The organism is Mesorhizobium sp. B1-1-1 (assembly GCF_006442955.1).
Lineage (GTDB): Bacteria > Pseudomonadota > Alphaproteobacteria > Rhizobiales > Rhizobiaceae > Mesorhizobium.
Genome location: NZ_VFWW01000010.1, coordinates 276,205 through 296,225 on the forward strand (window position 1 = coordinate 276,205; position 20,021 = coordinate 296,225).

The 20,021-nt window shown below is 63.2% G+C and carries 17 protein-coding genes; 7 read left to right on the forward strand and 10 right to left on the reverse strand.

The annotated features are described in order from the left end of the window. Positions 1-77: 77 nt before the first annotated feature. From FJ986_RS22365 to FJ986_RS22395, 7 genes are all read left to right on the forward strand, one after another. The gene (locus FJ986_RS22365; protein WP_140675650.1) at positions 78-2,102 is read left to right on the forward strand and encodes a CocE/NonD family hydrolase; all 2,025 of its coding nucleotides are present in this window, start codon (positions 78-80) and stop codon (positions 2,100-2,102) included. Positions 2,103-2,290: 188 nt separating this feature from the next. After that, complete coding sequence (locus tag FJ986_RS22370; protein ID WP_140496108.1) at positions 2,291-3,865, forward strand: ABC transporter substrate-binding protein; 1,575 nt, start codon at positions 2,291-2,293, stop codon at positions 3,863-3,865. A gap of 131 nt (positions 3,866-3,996) precedes the next feature. Next, positions 3,997-4,935, forward strand: coding sequence for an ABC transporter permease (locus FJ986_RS22375; RefSeq protein WP_140675653.1), 939 nt, complete (start codon positions 3,997-3,999; stop codon positions 4,933-4,935). Between the two features lies 1 nt (position 4,936). Then, positions 4,937-5,830: an ABC transporter permease gene (locus tag FJ986_RS22380; protein ID WP_246681815.1), complete on the forward strand. Its 894-nt coding sequence runs from the start codon at positions 4,937-4,939 to the stop codon at positions 5,828-5,830. Continuing rightward, on the forward strand, positions 5,827-6,846 hold the full coding sequence (locus FJ986_RS22385; protein ID WP_140675656.1) for an ABC transporter ATP-binding protein: 1,020 nt from the start codon (positions 5,827-5,829) through the stop codon (positions 6,844-6,846). The genes FJ986_RS22380 and FJ986_RS22385 overlap by 4 nt, the downstream gene beginning before the upstream one ends. Next, positions 6,843-7,859, forward strand: coding sequence for an ABC transporter ATP-binding protein (locus FJ986_RS22390; RefSeq protein ID WP_140496111.1), 1,017 nt, complete (start codon positions 6,843-6,845; stop codon positions 7,857-7,859). Before FJ986_RS22385 ends, FJ986_RS22390 begins: the two co-directional genes overlap by 4 nt. Beyond that, positions 7,849-8,985 (forward strand): succinylglutamate desuccinylase/aspartoacylase family protein, encoded by a 1,137-nt coding sequence (locus tag FJ986_RS22395; RefSeq protein ID WP_181181905.1) that lies wholly within the window; start codon positions 7,849-7,851, stop codon positions 8,983-8,985. The genes FJ986_RS22390 and FJ986_RS22395 overlap by 11 nt, the downstream gene beginning before the upstream one ends. A 96-nt stretch (positions 8,986-9,081) precedes the next feature. On the opposite strand, the gene FJ986_RS22400 is transcribed toward FJ986_RS22395, so the two are convergent. From FJ986_RS22400 to FJ986_RS22445, 10 genes are all read right to left on the reverse strand, one after another. Then, positions 9,082-9,831 (reverse strand): SDR family oxidoreductase, encoded by a 750-nt coding sequence (locus FJ986_RS22400; RefSeq protein ID WP_140556170.1) that lies wholly within the window; start codon positions 9,829-9,831, stop codon positions 9,082-9,084. 16 nt (positions 9,832-9,847) lie between these two features. Beyond that, positions 9,848-10,789: a 3-hydroxyacyl-CoA dehydrogenase gene (locus FJ986_RS22405; protein WP_140522211.1), complete on the reverse strand. Its 942-nt coding sequence runs from the start codon at positions 10,787-10,789 to the stop codon at positions 9,848-9,850. Further along, complete coding sequence (locus FJ986_RS22410) at positions 10,786-11,661, reverse strand: N-acyl homoserine lactonase family protein (RefSeq protein ID WP_140675661.1); 876 nt, start codon at positions 11,659-11,661, stop codon at positions 10,786-10,788. The genes FJ986_RS22405 and FJ986_RS22410 overlap by 4 nt, the downstream gene beginning before the upstream one ends. Then, complete coding sequence (locus FJ986_RS22415) at positions 11,633-12,250, reverse strand: hypothetical protein (RefSeq protein WP_140556173.1); 618 nt, start codon at positions 12,248-12,250, stop codon at positions 11,633-11,635. Before FJ986_RS22415 ends, FJ986_RS22410 begins: the two co-directional genes overlap by 29 nt. Then, a complete protein-coding gene (locus FJ986_RS22420) occupies positions 12,243-13,286 on the reverse strand; it encodes a LacI family DNA-binding transcriptional regulator (RefSeq protein WP_140496117.1) in 1,044 nt (347 codons plus the stop codon). The genes FJ986_RS22415 and FJ986_RS22420 overlap by 8 nt, the downstream gene beginning before the upstream one ends. Before the next feature lie 23 nt (positions 13,287-13,309). After that, a complete protein-coding gene (hisD, locus tag FJ986_RS22425; protein ID WP_140518013.1) occupies positions 13,310-14,599 on the reverse strand; it encodes a histidinol dehydrogenase in 1,290 nt (429 codons plus the stop codon). Between the two features lie 65 nt (positions 14,600-14,664). Then, positions 14,665-15,885, reverse strand: a complete 1,221-nt coding sequence (locus FJ986_RS22430) for a sugar ABC transporter substrate-binding protein (RefSeq protein ID WP_224618028.1) — start codon at positions 15,883-15,885, stop codon at positions 14,665-14,667. Between the two features lie 103 nt (positions 15,886-15,988). Beyond that, complete coding sequence (locus FJ986_RS22435; RefSeq protein ID WP_181169642.1) at positions 15,989-17,017, reverse strand: ABC transporter permease; 1,029 nt, start codon at positions 17,015-17,017, stop codon at positions 15,989-15,991. Continuing rightward, positions 17,014-18,006, reverse strand: a complete 993-nt coding sequence (locus FJ986_RS22440) for an ABC transporter permease (protein ID WP_140522215.1) — start codon at positions 18,004-18,006, stop codon at positions 17,014-17,016. Before FJ986_RS22440 ends, FJ986_RS22435 begins: the two co-directional genes overlap by 4 nt. Continuing rightward, positions 18,003-19,538, reverse strand: a complete 1,536-nt coding sequence (locus tag FJ986_RS22445) for a sugar ABC transporter ATP-binding protein (protein WP_140522217.1) — start codon at positions 19,536-19,538, stop codon at positions 18,003-18,005. The genes FJ986_RS22440 and FJ986_RS22445 overlap by 4 nt, the downstream gene beginning before the upstream one ends. Positions 19,539-20,021 lie beyond the last annotated feature (483 nt).

The following is a 20,021-nucleotide window of genomic DNA, read 5'->3' on the forward strand; positions in this document are numbered from 1 at the left end:
TCAAGTCGCGAAGGGTCGCGAAATTGTGCGGCACCGCCGATTTGCCCAAAGTGGCGCTCTCCAACAGAGGCCTCGTCATGCGCACAGTGTCCAACTTCCCCCATCCGATCCGCTCGGTCGACCATTTCGAGATTCCGATGCCGGACGGTCGCCGGCTTGCGGCGCGCATGTGGCTCCCCGAGGGTGCCGAACAAAAGCCGGTGCCGGCTATCCTGGAATACATCCCCTATCGCAAGAACGATCTGACCGCCGCGCGTGATGTCGTCATGCACCCCTACGTGGCCGGCCACGGCTACGCAGTGGTGCGCGTCGACCTGCGCGGAACCGGCGATTCCGAAGGGCTGATGCTCGACGAGTACCTTCAGCAGGAGCTGGACGACGGCTGCTCGGTCATCGAATGGCTGGCCTCCCAGCCCTGGTGCGACGGCAACGTCGGCATGATCGGCATCTCCTGGGGCGGCTTCAACGGATTGCAGATCGCGGCCATGCGGCCGCCTGCGCTGAAGGCGGTGATCAGTTGCGCCTCGACCGACGACCGCTACGCCGACGATGTCCACCACATGGGTGGCACGCTGCTCATCGACAATCTCTCCTGGGCGGCGATCATGTTCGGGCGCAACACGCTGCCGCCCGACCCACGCAACAAGCCGCACAATTGGCGCGCTTTGTGGCACAGTCGATTGAAGGAAAGCGGGCTATGGCTGAAGAACTGGCTGGAGCACCAGCACCGCGACAAGTTCTGGAAACACGGTTCGGTCTGCGAGGATTTCGGCGCGATCACCTGCCCGGTCTACGCCGTCAGCGGCTGGGCCGATGGTTATTGCCGCTCGGTCTTCCGCCTGATGGAAAAGCTGCAGGGCCCGCGCAAGGGGCTGGTCGGGCCATGGGCGCACACTTATCCCCATATCGGCAAGCCTGGTCCTGCCATCGGCTTTCTGCAGGAATGCGTCCGCTGGTGGGATCAATGGCTGAAGGGCCGTGACACCGGCATCATGGACGAGCCGATGCTGCGCCTGTTCATGCAGGATAGCGCCCCGCCGCAAACTTCCTACGAGACGCGCGCCGGACGCTGGGTCACGGAGCCGGCATGGCCATCGCCGAATATCGAGCGGCAGTCCTTCTTCCTTTCCGGCAATGGGCGCCTGTCCCTACGCCGGGCAGACGATGCGGCCGGAACGCAGACGGTCCGCTCGCCCTTGTCGGTTGGCCTGCGCGGCGGCAAATGGTGCTCCTATGCCGTGCCCGGCGACCAGCCGGCTGACCAGCGCGGCGACGATGCCGGCAGTCTGGTCTATGAGACGCAAGAGCTGGCGCACGATGTTGAGATCGCCGGCGATGCAATGCTCGATCTTGTCTTCGAAAGCGACAGGCCCGTCGCCATGGTGGCCGTCCGTCTTTCGGATGTCGCCCCCGATGGCGCGACGACGCGCGTCAGCTACGGCCTTTTGAACCTGACGCATCGCGATAGCCATGAGAGGCCCGAACCGCTCGAACCGGCAAGGCGCTACCGCACCTCTGTCCCCTTCAAGCACGTAGCACAGCGCTTCAGCGCGGGGCATCGCATACGCCTTGCCATCTCGACAAATTACTTCCCGATCGCTTGGCCTTCGCCCGAGCCGGTCACGCTCACCGTCCATCCGGCGGATTGCCGCCTTGAACTTCCGGTCCGCGTCGGGGGCGCCGGAGATCCGGCACCGGCGCCTTTTGCCGAACCCGAAGGGGCGCCGCCCTTACGGGTGGAGACGATCTCAAAGCCGCAAAAGGATTGGACGATCACGGAGAATCTGGCAGTCGCTTCGACCGTCGTTGAGATCGGCGAAGGCGCCGGCACCTATCGCATCGTCGACAACGACCTAACCATTACCTCGCTCGGCCGCGAACGCTATTCCTTCCGCGGCGACGATTTCGGGTCGGCCAGGGCCGAGGCGAAATGGGAGTTCGAATTTTCGCGCGCTGATTGGCGCATGCGTTCTGTGACCGAAACGACCATGACCGCGACGCCATCGCACTTCCACGTCGAGGCGCATCTCGAGGCATGGGAAGGCGACGAGCTTGTCCACGAACAGAAATGGACCGAGGCGATAGAGCGTCGCCTGCTGTGACATTCGCGAACTGACGCTAATCTCGCTCACATCTGCGTCGGCAGCGAAATTGACCGGCTTGCCGGCTGAATTGAAGAATGCGCCGTCCGAACTCGCGGCCCCATCAGGCGGCGCGGTACCAAAAAGAGGGATCCCGGCAATCGCCGGGAAACCCGCTCAGTTGAAAGGGGAACGAAACCGTGAATGGAATGAAATTGAATCGCAGGCATTTCCTGCAGGCAGGCGCCGGCCTCGGCGCGGGGATCATCGCCTCCGGTCTGCCCTTGTCGCAGGCCGTATGGGCGGCCGAAGGCAAGGTACTCAAGGCCCGCGCCTATTCCGATATCGACAAGCTCGATCCTGGCTTCTACCAGAACGCGTACAATGTCGACGTCATGAACTGCATCTACACCAAGCTTACGCGCTATAAACCGGGTTCGGAGTGGGGCTGGGAACTCGAGGCCGCCGAATCCGTCGAGCAGATCGATCCGACGCACATCCGCTTCCGCCTGAAGAAGGGCATCAACTTCACTGGCGGATTTGGCGAAATGACCGCCGAGGACGTGAAGTTCTCGTTCGAGCGCGTCATCCAGCACAATTCTCCGGTCAAGGGCGACTGGGGTCCGCTCGACCGCATCGAGATCGAGGACGACCATACTGGCGTGATCGTGCTCAAGACGCCTTTCGTGCCGCTCTGGAACATCACTCTTCCCTATGGTTGCGGCCACATCGTCTCGAAAAAAGCGGTGACGAAGGCAGTTGCCGACGGCGGCGATTTCGGCATGAAGCCGCCCTGCTATTCAGGTCCCTACGTGTTGTCGGACTGGAAGCCGAACCAGCTCGTCCTGTTGACCCGAAATCCCGAATGGAAAGGCCCCAGGCCGGGCTTCGACGAAATTCATATCCTGCCGATGAGCGATATCAAGACCGCCGAGCGCGCCTATCAGGCCGGCGACATCGATTTCACCGATTTCAGCCTCGATTCGCTGGCCACGTTGAAGGACAGCCCGCCCGAAAACACCAAGATCGAAGAAAAGCCTTCGCTCTACTATGTCTATATCGGCATGAACTCGGACCATCCGAAGCTGAAGGACGTCAATGTCCGCAAGGCGATTCAATGGGCCATCAATGTGCCGCAGATCATGGACGCGGCCTATTCAGGCCAGGCCCAGGTCGCCACCGGCCTTATCGCTCCGGGCTTGGTGGGACACCGGGAAAAAGCGCTGATACCGCCGGAGGGCGATCTCGAAAAGGCGAAGCAGTATCTTGAGAAGGCCGGCATCACCGAACTCAGCCTCACCATCGACGCGCTCAACGTGACCACCTTCTCCACGATCGCGGAAATGGTCCAGGCGCAGCTGTCGCAGATCGGCATCACGGTCGAGGTCAATGTTCAGGATTCCGGTTCGTTCTGGACCATCGGCATGGAATCGGAAGGCGAACGTTGGAAGGACATGCAGCTGATCGTGCAGCGTTTCTCGATGGTGCCGGATCCCTATTACGCCACCACCTTTTTCGTGCGCGACCAGGTCGGTGTGTGGAACTGGGAGCGCTTCCGCAGCGAGCGCTTCGACGAGCTCAACGCCAAGGCGGTAACCGTCGAAGACCCGCAGGAACGGGCCAAGATGTATTATGAGATGCAGGACATCATGGAAGATTCCGGCTCCTACCGGTTCCTCACCCATGAAGGCTCGCCGATCATGTACCGAACGACGCAACTCGAGGCCGAGACGCGCCCAGACGGGCGGCCACTCTATCTCGGCTTTGAGCCGAAATCGGCCTAGGGCGTTCTAGGAAAAGTGCGTAGCGGTTTTCCGTCCGGAATTGCGAAAAAACAAAGGGTTAGAGCGGGTCGGCGATTCTATCAAACGCTGAACCGCTCTGACGCGGTCGCTGGGACAGGCTGAGTCAAAACATGTGGTTATATCTTGGCAAGCGTATCGTGCTGGCGGCGGCAATTGTCGTCGTTGCCGTCACGCTGCTGTTCCTGATGATCCAGGCCGTTCCCGGCGATCCCGCCGCGGTCCTGCTCGGACCGCGTGCGACGCCGGAACTGAAGGCGCAATTGCACGAGGAAATGGGCCTCGACAAGCCGCTGCCCGTGCAGATCGTCTCATTCTTCGGGGGGCTGCTGCACGGTAATCTCGGCACCGATGTCTTTACCCAGCGCCCTGTCGCGGCCATCGTTTTCGAGCAATTGCCTTACACGATCGAACTCATCCTGGTTTCGATCGCCTGGGCCGTTATCGGCGGCGTGCCGCTCGGCTGCTATTCGGCGCTGCGCCGCAACTCCGTGATCGACAAGGTCGTGGGTGTATTCGCGGTCGGAACCATCGCCATCCCGTCCTTCGTCATGGCGATCTATGCGCTGTTGATCTTCTCGGTCGGCCTGCGCTGGCTGCCGGCCATCGGCGCCGGCTCAGGCTTCCGCGACGGGTTCGTCCATCTCATCCTTCCAGCCTTCGTCGTCGGTATCGGCTGGGTGGGCTACATCTCGCGCATCGTGCGCGCCTCCATGCTGGAGATTCTTGGCGAGAACCACATTCGCATGGCGCGCTCCTTCGGCCTTTCGGAGCGGCGCATCGTGGCGCGCTACGCGCTGCCGCTCGCGATCCTGCCGACAGTGACGATCATCGGCGTCGGCATGGCGCACCTGCTCTCGGCGGCGGTTTTCGTCGAGGTGGTCTTCGCCCGGCCCGGCATCGGCGCTCTGATCGTCAAGGCGGTGGACTCGCGCAACTATCCGATCGTCATGGGCACGGTCCTCGTCACCACCGTTCTGTTCGTCATCTCCACGACGCTCGCCGACCTCGTCAACGCGGCGCTCGATCCAAGAATCCGCGAGAATTTGTAGCGTGTCCGAAGTTCAACTCATTCGCGAGGCGGTCGATGAACGCAGCGGGCAGGGCGCGGCCGCCATGTTCCTGCGGCAATTGCGCAAGTCTCCGCTCGGCATGATGGGCGCCGTGCTGGTGGTGCTGATGGTGGCGACTGCGGTCTTCGCCACCTGGATCGTGCCTTACGATCCGATCAAGATCATGGTTGGGCCCCGGCTGGCGCCGCCCTCTTTGCATTTTCTTCTCGGCACCGATCAGTTGGGACGCGATGTCTTCTCGCGGGTCGTCATGGGCGGAAGGATCGCGCTGCTCGTCGCCTTCGTCTCGTTGGGCGCCTCGCTCAGCGCAGGGCTTGTGCTCGGCCTCATCGCCGCCTTCGGTCCGCGCTGGCTGGACAATCTGCTGCTGCTGGTCTTCGACACGATCCGCTCCTTTCCGGTCATCATCTTCGCCTTGGCAGTGGTGACGCTGCTCGGGCCGAGCCTTGCCAGCGTCATCTTCGTCGTCGCGATCACGTCCGTGCCGATCTATGCGCGCGTGGTGCGCACGCAGGCCCACGCACTGCGCGAGAGCGAGTTCATCACTGCGGAGCGCGCCATGGGCGCCGGCATCGTGCGCATCCTTGCCGTGCACGTGCTGCCCAATGTGATCGGGCCGCTGCTGATCCTGGTCAGCATGGATGTTCCGCTGGTCATCACGCTGGAGGCCGGCATGAGCTTCCTAGGCATGGGTGTCCGTCCGCCGACGCCGGACTGGGGAACCATCCTCAGTGACGGCTATGGCTATATCCACAAGACGGTGTGGCTGGTGATCGCCGGCGGCATCCCGATCGTCATAACCACGCTGGGCTTCACTTTCCTCGGCGAGGCGCTGCGCGACATTTTCGACCCCAAGCTTCGGAAAGACCTATGAATCCCGGCGCTCAGGCAGGACATTCTCCAAACCGCGACCCGCTTCTGGCGATCCGTGGTCTGTCTCTCGATTTCGGCACGCCGCGCGGTCGCGCCCATGCACTGCGCGATATCCATATCGACGTGCCGGCGGGCGAAGTGGTCGGCATCGTCGGCGAAAGCGGTTCGGGCAAATCGACGCTCGCCTATGCCGTGATGGGGCTGCTGGCGGAAAATGCCGAGATGGTGAACGGCGCCATCCTGTTCGAGGGGCGCGACCTGCTCGGCATGGCTCCGGCGGAGCGGCGCGGCTTACTCGGCAACCGCATGTCGATGATCTTCCAGGATCCGATGACGGCGTTGAACCCTGTGCGCAGCATCGAAAGCCAGATGATCGATATCCAGCATCACGAGGGCGGCTCGCACCGGGCCAAGCGCCAGCGCGCCCTGGATATGCTCAATCGGGTCGGCATTCCGGACCCGGAGAGCCGCATCGGCGGCTATCCGCACGAGTTTTCCGGTGGCATGCGCCAGCGTATCTGCATCGCCATGGCGCTGCTGGTGAAGCCGGCGCTGCTCATCGCGGACGAACCGACCACAGCGCTCGACGCGACGCTGGAGGTGCAGATCATCCATCTGTTGAAAGAGCTGCAAAAGGAGATCGGCTGCTCGATCCTGTTCGTCTCTCACCACCTCGGCGCTGTCGCCGAGCTCTGCGACCGGGTGGCGGTCATGTATGCGGGCGAGGTGGTCGAATACGGCACCGTGCGCGACATCTTCCGCCGACCGGGGCATCCCTATACGCGCGCGCTGCTCGAATGTGATCCCGGACGCATCAGGCAACGCACCCGCCAGTTGCCGACGATCCCAGGCGAGGTGCCGAGCCTCCTCGGTACCCAGGCGGGTTGCATCTTCCGTCGGCGCTGCCCGCAAGCCTTTACCCGGTGCGTGGATGACAGTCCTGTCCCGTGCGCTATCGGCGCAACGCACACCGCACGTTGCCATCGTCTCGACGACACGCTGGTGGCGCCGGTATGAGCCCCCTGCTTTCTGTCGAGGATCTTCGCGTACGCTTCCGCACCATGGGCGCGCTGAAGGCGCTCGCCAGCGGCGTTAAGAACCCGTTCGTGGACGCCGTCTGCGGCGTTTCCTTCGAGATCCGCAAGGGCGAAACGCTCGGCCTCGTCGGTGAAAGCGGTTCGGGAAAATCCACCATCGCCCGCGCCATCATGGGCCTGCGGCCGCCGACGGGCGGCACGATACGCTTCGATGGTCAGGTGCTGAACGGCCTCGCCCCGACGGAGCGCAAGCCGCATCTTCGGCGCATGGCGATGATGTTCCAGGATCCGGTCGGATCGCTGTCGCCGCGGCTCACTGTACGCTCGCTGCTGATGGAGCCTTTCCGCATTCACGGCATTACCGGCCGCGACCCCGCCGCCGAAGCGGAACGCCTGCTCAACATGGTCGGCCTGCCCGCCGACTTCGGGCGGCGATATCCACACCAGCTTTCCGGAGGCCAGGCGCGCCGCGTCGGCGTGGCGCGGGCCCTTGCATTGCAACCCGATCTTATCATCGCCGACGAGCCGACCGCGGGACTGGACGTGTCCGTTCAGGGTGAAGTCCTCAATCTGCTTGGACGCTTGCAGGGCGAACTCGGCATCGCCATTCTCATCATCACGCATAATCTCAATGTCGTGCGCCACATGACCGATCGCATGGCGATCATGTATCTCGGCCGCTTCATCGAGGTCGGCTCGACTGAGCGGATATTCGCGCAGCCGCGCCACCCCTACACGGAGGCGTTGCTGTCGGCCAATCCGGAACCCGACCCGGACGCCGTGCTCGACAGGGTCGAGCTCAGCGGCGAGGTGCCGAGCCTGATGACGCGCCCAGCGGGCTGCGAGTTTCACACCCGCTGCCGCTATGCGCAGGGCATCTGCAAAAGCGTCTTCCCGTCCCGGGCAGCCGACCGGGAAGATCCCCGCCATGTCTTCAATTGCCACTTCCCGCTATCGGAACGTGCGCTCGCCGGAGCCACCAATGTCTCGTGAAATTCTCGATGTTCCTCTTGCCAACGGCACGCCGGGCAGCCAACACAGCGTGCGCATCATCCGGTATGGTGCCGCCGACGCGCGCCCGAAAGCCTACATACATGCCGCGCTGCATGCCGATGAAGCGCCAGGGCTGCTGGTATTGCACCATCTGGTCGAGCAGCTTGACGCCGCCGACGCGCGCGGCGAAATCCGGGGCCAGATCGTCGTCGTTCCCTACGCCAACCCGCTCGGCCTGGCGCAGTTCGTCAATGGCGATCATCTGGGGCGTTACGATCTGGCCAGCGGCCGGAATTTCAACCGCAAATGGCCTGATGTCGCCGGCGAATTGACCATCCGACTTGCCGATCGGCTCGGAAGCAGCGCCGACGACAACACGGTGCTCATCCGCAGCACGATTCGCGAAATTCTCGACGAACGCGGCGCAGGGCAGCCTGTCGATTCCCTTTACACCGCCTTGGCACGCGAGGCTTTCGATTCCGATCTTGTGCTGGATCTGCACTGCGACGACGAAGGGCTGATGCATCTGTTCGTGCGGCCCGAGATCTCGGCCCAATTGTCCGACCTTGCGCGGGAACTCGGTTGCCGGGCGGTGTTCTCACAGGGTTCGTCGGGCGGCTCAACCTTCGCCGAAGCAAGCGTCGAGCCCTGGATCAGGCTTGCGGCTGCCCTTCCCGATAAGGTGATCCCGATCGGCTGCCTCGCCGCGACGGTGGAACTGCGCGGCTTCATCGACATCAGTGATGAGATGGCGTCGGCTGACGCTTCCGCCTTGCTCAACGTGCTTCGCCGCCGCGGCTACGTCGCGGGGCAAGCGGGCCTGCCGCCCGCCGCGCTTTGCGAGATCACCGGCTTCGATGCGTGCGATGTGGTTCGCACGCCCGCTTTCGGTGTCATCGTCTACCGCGCCGAACTGGGTGAACGCGTCACTTGTGGACAGCCGATCGCGGACATCATCGTGCCTTCTTCGCTGGGCCGCGAGGCGCGCGTGACGGTACGGGCGCGCACCGACGGGCTCGTGGTGACGCGAAGGCTGAAGAAACTTGTCGCCGCCAATCAGGTCATTGCCAAGGTGGTGGGCCAAAAGCCCCTCGCCCACCGGACAGGCTATCTGCTGGAGGATTAGATCGATCAGCGGGCGCGGGCACTTCTTGACCGCAGATCGATGATTGGCGGCCACGCGTAGAAACGAGGTCCGTTCGACCTGATCCTGTCCCGGGCTCTAGGCCAGGGGCCGACCGCCGTCGACCGGAATGATAACGCCGGTCACGAAACGGAGATGGGTCGCAGCCGCCAAAACCGCCTCGGCGACATCGTCGGGCGTGCCCAGCCGCCCCAGCGGCGTCCGGCTTGCCTGTTCGTCCCGCCAGGATTCGTCACGGCCCTTGATGAAGTCGGTGTCGACGACGCCGGGCGAGACCGACACGACCCTGATTCTCGGGGCCAGGGCACGCGCCAGCGACTTGGTCAGATTATCGACAGCGGCTTTCGACGCACAATAGGCGACGTTGCTTCCCATGGCGGTGACCCCTGCGATCGACGAGATGTTGACAACAACCCCGCTGCCGGTGCGATCGAGCAGCGGCCGCATGGCCCGCGTCGCAGCAATCACACCGCGCACGTTGACGCTGAAGATGCGGTCGATCAATTCATCGTCCAGGCTGTCGAGATCCGGATGTGGCACGAAGCGGGTTGTCCCGGCGCAATTGACCAGGACATCCAGCCGGCCAAAGCTTTTCTCGATCTGACCAGCGAGGCGCGCGAGGCAATCGCTGTCCGTCACGGTCGCCTCGGCGACGAAGTGATCGCCGTACGCCAATGACGAAACCAGATCGTCGGCCGTCTGCCGCGAACGGTTGTAGCCGATGACAACCGAAGCCCCTTCCGCAGCAAGCCTGGATACGATCCGCGCGCCGATGCCGCCGGTTGCTCCAGTGACCAGGGCAACCTTGCCTGTGAGTGTGGCTGTCATGGCCGTCTCCTGAGTGTCAAACCCCGGTGCTTCGCTTATGGGCGGCCAGCGCCATTAGATTGCGGTCGCGCCAGGCGCTGCGTTCGGCGAGTTGGGATGCTGACAACTTTTCGCGGCGCGCTTCCTCGGCCTTGGCAACCAGCCCTTCCGACCAGGGGGCCGGATCGCGCCTGGCGAGGGCGATCGAATGGTAGAGCGGTCCCAGACGTCTCGCGTAGTCCGCGATCCCGCCGGGCGCATTCAGATCGATCGTCTCGAAAGGCCCCATGAAGGACCACCGGTAGCCGAGCCCATGCGACACCGTAAGGTCGATATCGGCGGCACTTGCCACGCCCTCCTCGAGCAGGGCCCAGGCTTCGTTCAGCAATGCCCCCTGAAGCCGGTTGAGGACGAACCCTTCGACTTCCTTGCGCACGATCACGGCAGCCTGCCCTACGGCCTCCATCTGCACCCGCAGCCACGCAACGGCCTCCGCGTCGGTCCAGGGCGCCGGGACCAGTTCCACCAACGGGATCAAATGCGGTGGATTGACGGGATGAGCGACGAGAAAACGCCGGCGGTTGGCACAGGACCCGGTGAAGGCCGAGGCCGGAATGCCGGAGCTGGAGCTGCCTACGACCGCGTCGGGCCGCATCGCCCGGTCAATCTCCAGACAGACCGCCTCCTTGATGTCGCGCACTTCCAGCACCGACTCCTGGATGTAGTCGGCATCCGCTACCGCACCCTCCAGCGTATCGACAACGTTCAGCCGCCGCATGACTGCATCGACGGCATCTACCAGCCCGGCCTCTTGCATATCGGCAAGGCTGGCCCGGATCTTGTCGAGCACCGCGGCGCGGATGTCGGCGCTGCCGTCATAGATGGTCACATCATGGCCGGCCCGGGCGAAGACGATCGCCCAGCCACGGCCGACCAGTCCGGCACCGACAATGGCGACTTTGCGGATTGCATCCATCATTGCACCCGTGACGTCTCGCCGTCCGCGAGGCAAATTTCGGTGATCCGCAGGCCATCCTGAGTGATGCGGGATGGGAACCGGTCCTTCAACCGCTCTTCGTGGATGGGAATGACCCGCCGTGCCTCGTGGCCCACCTGCTTCATCATCTCCTCGGTGGCGAGAACGAGATTGGTCTGGCTGCCGACCGCAAGCCCCACCGGAACGTAGAGCGTCTCGATATCGACGGCAGCTCCCGAGCCCTCGATGTTATCGAAGACGTAGACCAGATCGCCAGCCAGCACCCAGGTGTCGTCCTTGCCGTTGCGCACGGTGACCCACATCGATCCGTAGGTATGGCTGTCAAAGGCGGCATGGAGATCGATGTCGGGCAGGACGTCCTGTTTCGCTCCGTCGATCGTCACCAACCGCTTCTGACGGGCCAGGTCGACGCCGCGCACGATGTCGCCCGGGTCGACGGCTACGTTCACCCAGCGCATGCGATCCGGCAGCGACATCGCCCAGACCCACTTCGCGATCTCCCTCTCCTGGATGTAGAAGGTCGCATTCGGGAAGTCCTCGACATTGCCGAAATGGTCGAAATGCGCGTGCGTGACGAAAACCGTGTCGACGCTCTTTGGCGAGAGGCCGATTTCGCCAAGAACGGCCTCGGGCGAGTGCCAGTTCTCGACGCCAAATTTGTCGGCGAGATGCTTGCCGTAGTCCTTGTTGTTGTAGCCGACATCGACCATCGCAACGCGACCGTTGCCCTTGATCAGCGCGTAGCAGTAGGGAAGCTTGACGTAACCCTGGTTGTGGGCGCCGTAGAGCACGCCGCTCTTGTGGTAGTTGCTGACGTAGCTGTACTCAAGCACCCAGATCGAATATTGGCTCATTGCTTCCTCCCTGTTGTCGCCAACGCTGCGCACAGCTGCAGCAGGCGTGATTGAAATCGACCGGCGTCATACCGGCCCGCGGTTCCGACGCCGCCTGCAGCCCGGCGTAGGCGCGTTTGATCCTCTCCCCGGCCCGGTCGAGCTCCTGCTGCCAGTCGCGCCGCAGTCGGGCCGAACCGAAATCGTCCAGGACCTCGCCCAGCATTGCATGGGCGGCCCCCAGACGCGCGCAATGGCTTTCGAGCCCATGCGGCGCGTGCAAGGCGCCCAGCCGCTGCTCCACCTCCGTCCACCGTTCGCGGGCCACCGGAATGTCAGGCAGATCGAGCACGTCGCGGCGTCCGCCGGCCTGAGCCAGGACCAGCAGGCCAGCGAGTTGGCCGATCAGCCGGCGCAGGCCTTCGTAGACGGGGCGGGTTGCCACGACGTAGCGGACGATGGCTTCGTCGGCCAACGCGGCATCGTTGACGGTGGCGACGGGTTCCTCGCTTCCGGTGACGGAGACATGGGGCGCCGCGACGACCTCGCAGTCATAGCGGTGGACGCTTACCGCCCGCTCGAAGAAGCGCTTTCCCGGGATATCAGCCATGGTGCCTTTTTCGCGTCGTCGCGCGCTCGATCACCGCGCCGGGCGGGATTAGTTGAACGATCGGCTCCCGGCCGGAATTCGTGCTCAATTCCTTCGCCAGGCTGACCGTGGCCTCGAGCATCTGGTCAATGGGCTGCCGGACGGTCGTCAGCCCGTGCGAAGGCCAGTGGGCCATCTCGATATCGTCGAAGCCGACGATCGAAATGTCGTCCGGCACGCCGAGCGCCAGCTCTCGCCGCACGCCGTCGAGAAAGCCAATGGCGAGAATGTCGTTGGCGCAGAAGACACCGTCGGGAACCTCTTTCAGGTCACGCAGCTTGCGCGCCGCTTCGTAGCCGGCGTGATAGCTGAACTGGCCTGCCTCGATAACTATCGGCGCGGCGAGGCCACGCTCGACGGCGCGTTCGCTGAAGCCCCTGTGGCGTGCGACATTGGTGGAGGCATCGGGCAAGGCGGCGATGTAGGCCAGGCGCCGGTGGCCGGTATCGACGAGATAGTCGGCGATGCTGCGGCCGCCGAGTATATTGTCGCAGGAAATGCCGAACGCGTGGTCGTCGGCCGAGAGTCGGTTGAAAAAGATCACCGGAGTGCCGGCCCTACGGCATTCCTGCGCGGCCGCCGAAGACAGGGTGGCCGCCAGGATGATGGCAAGATCTGGCTGGTAGTTGAGCAGCAGGCGTAGCGCCTGGTCGACGTCTCCCGACTGGTCGGCGGCGACGAGCATCACGTTCATGTCGATGGCACGAAGGGCGGTGGTCAGCCGCGTCAGCACTTCCGGATAGAACGGGTTCTTGATGTCCGCGACGACAATACCCACGATACGCGTCTTCTTGGTGATGAGGCTGCGCGCGAAAGGGTTCGGCGAATAGCCGATCTCCCTCGCACGGTTCAGCACCAGGTCCCGCGTATTCTTGGCGATCACGGCATCGGCGTGAAAGGCCCTGGATACGGTCGAAACAGACATGCCGAGATCGCGCGCCAGATCCTTCACGGTCAGGCGGGGCTTGCTGTTCTTGTTGCGGGCGATGATCGACATGAAAACTCCGTTGGCGCGCTGGCTTAGGCCTGGTTGCGACCTCCATAGCGGCGGACCCGGATGTTGGCCTGCTCGGCATGCCCATAGAATCCCTCGAGGACACACAGGCGCGAACAGTACTCGCCTATCATGGCGCTCGCTTCGTCGGTCAGAACGCGTTGATAGGTGCAGGTCTTGATGAACTTGCCAACCCACAAACCGCCTGTGTAACGGGCCGCCTTCTTGGTCGGCAGCGTATGGTTGGTGCCGATGACCTTGTCGCCATAGGCAACATTCGTACGCGCTCCCAGAAACAGAGCGCCGTAATTGCGCATGTTGTCGAGGAAGTAGTCCGGATCGCGCGTCATGACCTGGACGTGCTCGGATGCGATCCGGTCGGCCTCCGCGACCATTTCCTCGTAGGAAGCGCAGACGATCACTTCGCCATAGTCCGCCCATGCCTTGGCGGCGATCTCGGCGGTCGGCAGGATCTTCAGCTGCCGCTCGATCTCGGCCAGGGTGTCGCGCGCGAGCCTCTCCGAATTTGTCAAAAGCACGGCGGGACTGGTCGGACCATGCTCGGCCTGGCCGAGCAGATCGGTCGCGCAGATCTCGCCGTCGACACTGTCGTCGGCAATGACCAGCGTCTCGGTCGGGCCGGCGAACAGGTCGATGCCGATACGGCCGTACAATTGCCGCTTGGCTTCAGCGACGAAGGCATTGCCAGGACCGACGAGCATGTCGACGCGCCCGATGGTTTCGGTTCCGAGCGCCATGGCGCCGACGGCCTGCACACCGCCCAGAACGTAGATCTCGTCCGCGCCGGCCATGTGCATCGCGGCCACGATAGCCGGATGCGGACCGCCCTGGAACGGCGGCGCGCAGGCGATGATCTTCTTCACCCCGGCGACCTTGGCCGTCACCACGCTCATATGCGCGGAGGCGACCATCGGGTATTTCCCGCCCGGCACGTAGCAGCCGACTGTTTCCACGGGAATGTTCTTGTGGCCGAGGACAACGCCGGGAAGCGTTTCCACTTCGAGGTCCTGGAGGCAGGCGCGCTGCTTCTCGGCGAAATTGCGAACCTGGGCCTGGGCGAAGCGAATATCCTCGATGTCGCTTGCCGACACCTTGGACATCGCCTGCTCGATCTCGCTGTCGCTGAGCCGGAAGCTTGGCGGCGACCATTTGTCGAAACGCTCCGACAACTCCCGGACAGCGGTATCGCCTCGCTTTTCTATGTCGGCAAGGATCGTCTCGACGGTCGTCCGGACGGCCGCATCGCTCTGGGCGACAGCTTCGGGATCCCTGCCCCGTTTCAGAAAAGTCGGCATATTCTCATCCTTATGTTGAGTCAGGTGGGCGGCAGGATGCCGTCCACCTGTTGCATTGCTGATCGTCAGGGTTTTACCGTCGGCTCGATCTTGGTGAGCTTGTATTCGTCGGCCGGAGCCTTGCACGATGAGCAGTTGATGCCAGGGGCATCGGGCGCCTGCTTCACGTCCGCAGGCAATGCCTGAATGGTCGCTCCTGGTGTTGGCTTGCCCTCGAGCGCCGACTGCAGCGACAGTTCCGGCAGCAAATCGGGATTGAAGACCTCGGTGACGAAGGAACTCGGGACCTTGTCGGACGGGAAAACATTGCACCCGTCGGCGAAGGTATCGCCTTTGCAGGGTTTTACTTGATCCGCTGGCACCCAAGGCAGCGGGTACTCGATGTTCATCGGCTTCAGGTCGCGCTTCTTGGTCAGGATCTCCATCATCAGCTTGAAGGCATAGCCTGACGTAGCAGGCGGCGAACCGGCGGACACACCCTTGAGACCCATGCCTTGCATCTTCGGGTCTGCCAGTCCGAGACGAAAACCGTCCGAGTTCTCGCCGGTCATCGGAACCAGTTTGTTGCCCTTGTCGAGCAGCGCTTGAACGGCGCCATATTCGCCTGCCTGAGCCCAGATGCCGTCAACATCGGGATGCGCAGCGAGAGCCTTGGCCGTCTCCTGCTGTGTGGTGCGGTCATCCCAGTAGGAGTAGTATTCCGCGACGACCTTGATGCCGGGATACTGGTTGAAAATGTGCATCGCGCCGTCGGTGTGGCGCTTATCCACCGAGTTGCCCGGGACGCCACGGCTCAGGAAGATCTTGCCCTTGCCTCCCAGGATATTGACCAAGGCCTGGGCGGTGTTCTCGCCGAAGCCTGCGGTGATATAGCTGACATTGTAGGCGCAAGGCTCGGTCACCGTGGCGTCGTACATGAAGAAGAGCACGCCCTTCTGGCAGCCGCGATGGACCGTGCGGTTCAGCGCCGTCGACGAGATCGGGAAGCTGATGATGCCGTCGGCGCCAGCCTGTATCATGCTTTCATAGGCCGAGATCTGAGCCTGGGGGTCGGTTCCCGAGATGACTTCCTTCAGCTCCACCGTCTTGTCGTAGGGCGGCGTCTGCGCCAACGCCTTGACGATGTTCGCGGCCTCCGACTGCCACGAATTGCCGCTGTAGCTCAGCGACAGATATATCTTGAACTTCTTGTCCTGCGCTTGGGCATGGTCGACAACCATCCCAACGCCCATGGCGGTGGCAAGCGTCAGCGACGCGGCCAGTCCCAGTCTTTTTAACAGCCTCATTTCGATCAACCTCCCGTTGGAATTTGGCCCTTGCAGGTGCCGGACCAGAGCTTGTGAGAACGTTCTCACAATTGGACAAAACGCATTTCACGCACAGGCATGGTCACTTCCTCCGCGTCAGCATTCGATTTCCGAGATCGGCCAGGAATTCACCGCGCAGCACCAGCAGGGCGGCGACAATGATTGCGCCCTCTATGACGGTGCGCCATCCTTCGTTGAGGCCGATAGCGGAGATAACGGTGCCAAGCGTCGTCAGAAGAATTGCGCCGCCGACCGTCCCGATGAAAGTTCCGCTGCCGCCGAGGATCGAGGAGCCGCCGACCACGACGGCAGCGATGGAAGGCAGCATGTAGCTGTCGCCCATCCTCAGCGTCGCCCCGTTCGAATAGCCCACCAGCATCATGCCGACGAAGCCTGCGCAAGCGGCACTGATCGCATAGGGGACGAGCTCGAGCCGATTGACAGCGACGCCGGCGATGAGAGCGGCGTTCCTGTTGGTGCCAAGGGCGTAGAGCCGGCGGCCGAGCGCAGTGAAATTCTGCAAGAACCAGCCGAACAGGATGAAAGCGACGGTGAAGTAGATGACCAGCGGCACGCCGAGGAACCATTCCTTCATCAGCCACAGCAAGGCGGACGGAGAACCGCCGCGCGGCGTCCCGCTGGTGTAGCCCAGCGCCACCGATGCCACGACGATCGAGGTCGCCATGGTCATGATGAAGGGAGGAACCTTCAGCCAGACAATTCCCAGTCCGCTGATCGTGCCGACCAGCGCGCAAATGACCAGAATGGCCGGCAGCATGTACCAGATGCCGGCATCGCCGCTACCAATCCACGTCGTCGTCAACACGCCGCCGAGCGTGATGAGGGCGGGGACCGATAGGTCGAGCCCACCGATCAGGATGACGAGCCCTTGCCCAAACGACAACACGATCAGGAAGGACGCGAGGATGAGAACCGTCAGCACCTGATCCCAGGAACCCAGCGCCGGACTGATGAAGCGCGAGCACACCACAAGCACGATACTCAGCCCAAATACGACAAGCGTATTGACCACCTCCCGGTCGAGCCTTTGCCTGCCGCGCCGGTCGGAGTTGGCCTCGAAACGCGTCGCAACGTCCTTATGCGCGTTCACCGGATCTCTTCCTTCTTGAGCAGGCGCGCCACGGCGCTGCCGAACACGATCGCAAGCACCAGCACGAAACCTTGGAATATGCCGGTGTAGAAGGACGAGACCCCACCCGAGAAAAGCACCTTCTGCAAAAGCATCAGCGTACCGGCGCCCAGGATCGAGCCAACGAGGCTGCCCCGGCCGCCACTCAACGGCGTGCCGCCGAGCGCCACTGCGGCAAAGGTGAGCATCAGGAATGGCGTGCCGGCTGTCGGATTTCCTGTCGCCGTCTGGGCGCTCAGCATGAAGCCGGCGACGCCGTAAAGGATGCCGGCGCCGACAAAGGCCGTGATGCGTACCCCTGCCACGGGCACGCCGGAGAAGCGAGCCGACTGCTCGTCGGCGCCGATCGCATAGAGGCCGATCCCGGTATTGGTCCGCCGGAAGGCAAGCCAAAGCGCGATGGCGGCAACCAGAAACAGCCCGGCGATCGGGATGATACCGAACAGGGTGTCGGTCAGCGTATAGGTGACGAAGTCGGCAACCATACCGCCAGGCGCGTCCAGGATAACCAGCGCAAGTCCCTGGCAGACGATCATCGTGCCGAGCGTCGCCGCGATGGTCTGCAGTCCAAGCCTGGCCACGAGAATGCCGTTGATTGCGCCGACGGCACCGCCGATCGCACAGCACATCAGGAGGCTGGCCAGCGCACCGCCCGGACCACCGAACGGATAGACCGCCATCAGCACATTGGTCAGCGAGACGACGCCTGCGACGGACAAGTCGAAGCCGCGGCTGATGACGACCAGCGTCTCGCCCGCTGCCGCGAGCGCCAATGGCGTCGAGTTGTTGACGAGATCGGTGAAGGTGTAGACCGAAAGCGCATCCGGTTGCCAGAACGCGTAGAGCGCATAAAGCAGGACATAGATCATCGCCACGATGCCGGTGCCGCTGATGACAGCCCTCCATAACGCGGAGCGGCGGGGCGCGGGATTTGCCTGGACCGCGGTCATGCGGCCACTCCATTCACCGCGCCCGCAGCGTGGCCGATCAGCGCGCCGACGATAGTCGGCTCATCGATGGCATCGCCCTGATATTCGGCGAAGACGCGGCCGCCATAGAGCACCATGCAGCGATGCGCGAGATGGACGAGTTCCGGCAGTTCGGACGAGTAAAAGAGCACCGAGCCGCCATCGGCAGCGAACTTCCGGATCGCCTCGTAGATCGACTGCTTGGTTCCGACATCGACTCCACGCGTCGGATCGAAAAGCAGTAGAGTGCGCGCACCCGTCATCATGACGCGCGCCAGAAGCGCCTTCTGCTGGTTGCCACCGGAAAGCTCATCGATCTTGAACTGCAGATAGCGCTCCTGCAGTTCGACCGCCTCAGCGGTTTTTTTCGCAATGCGACGCTCGCTGGCCGGCCAGACGACGCCACCCTGCGCGATACGCGAAATGATAGGCAACACCATGTTGCTGGCGGTGCTGAGGCCGGCGAAAATCCCTTCCGACTTGCGGTCCTCCGGCAGGTAGGCAAGGCCGTTGCCGAAATGGAGCGCGGCGCCCGGGCTGGCGATCTGGGCGGGCACGCCGTCGATCTCGATGCCGCCGCTTTTCGCCTTGGAGAGGCCGATCATCGTCCTGAACAGGTCGCGTTGGCCCTGCCCCTCGAGCGCGGCGATGCCGACGATCTCACCTCGCCTGACATCAAACGACACGTCGCGCAAAATGCCGCCGGAGAGGCCCCGAACGCTGAGCGCGACGGGCGCGGTGTCGGCGACCAAAGGCTGCGAGGCGGTCGTCTCACGCGCGCTTCGGCCGACCATCATCTCGAAAATGTTCTCGTCCGAAGCGCCGGACAACTCGACGGTGCCGATGCTGCGGCCATTGCGCAGGATGGTGGCGCGCGAACACAGGGTGCGCACCTCGCCGAGGCGGTGGGAAATGTAGAGGATGGCGGTCTGCAGGTTCTTCTGCCGGCGCACGAGCTCAAACAGCCATTCGACGTCCGCCAGCGCGGCCGTCGGCTCATCGAGGATCAAGAGCTTCGAGGCATGGGTGAAGGCGCGCACGATCTCAAGCCGCTGACGATCCGAAAGCGAAAGCACGCCGACGGGCGTGTCAGGATCAAAGTGGGAGAGAGCGTAGTCGTTAAGAACCTTGCCAGCTGATGCCTTGGCGGTGCGACGCGAGACGAGACCTAGCTTGCCCTTCGGCATTTTCGGCAGCACGAGATTCTCGGCGATGCTGAGATTCGGCAGCAGGCTGAGTTCCTGAAAGGCCGTCGCCACGCCCTGCGCCCGCGCATCGATGATGCCATGCGGCGCATAAGGCTTGCCGAAGATCGACATGGATCCGCCGTCAGGCGTCACGACGCCGCTGAGGATTTTCACGAGCGTCGATTTGCCGGCGCCGTTCTCGCCCAACAGCGCATGGACTTCCCCTGGCCGCAGATCAATGGAGACGGAATCGAGTGCGACTGTGGGTCCGTAGGATTTTGCAATATTCGCGATGCGAACAGCCAGCCGGATCTCGTCGGTACCCATACCTCCTCCCAAAGGTAAGTCCGCCGCAGCGGTGAGAACGTTCTCTGAGAACGTTCTCACTAATCCACAAGCACCGCCGGCTTGTCAATTGTGAATCGTTCATTCCTTGTCGAACGCACCAGGCTCCCGGCCTCCGGGCGGCACTTGGCCGTCTTTTGAGTGCTCAGAAGTGGCTGAGCCGGCGCCTTTTCTGGGCGGCTGGTCGGGGGGCGCCCGCCGGGATGGATTCTGCCCCTCGGACTGATGCGTTTTCTCATTCACCTCGCCTGAAGGGCGCGTCAGGCCTTGCCCGGACGCCGGCGGCTTGTTGCCTGCGGCGTCCTGGGAGAATGAATCGGCGGGATCGCCGTCGCTCCTGGCCGGATATTTGGTGGCACCAGTCTCGCGGCGATTTTCGCTTCCAGTCATGGCCGGTCCTCCTTTGGCACAGTCATAACCTGGTTTCGACCGGCAGGTTCCAGCGGCTAGGCCGGAAGCGCAGAT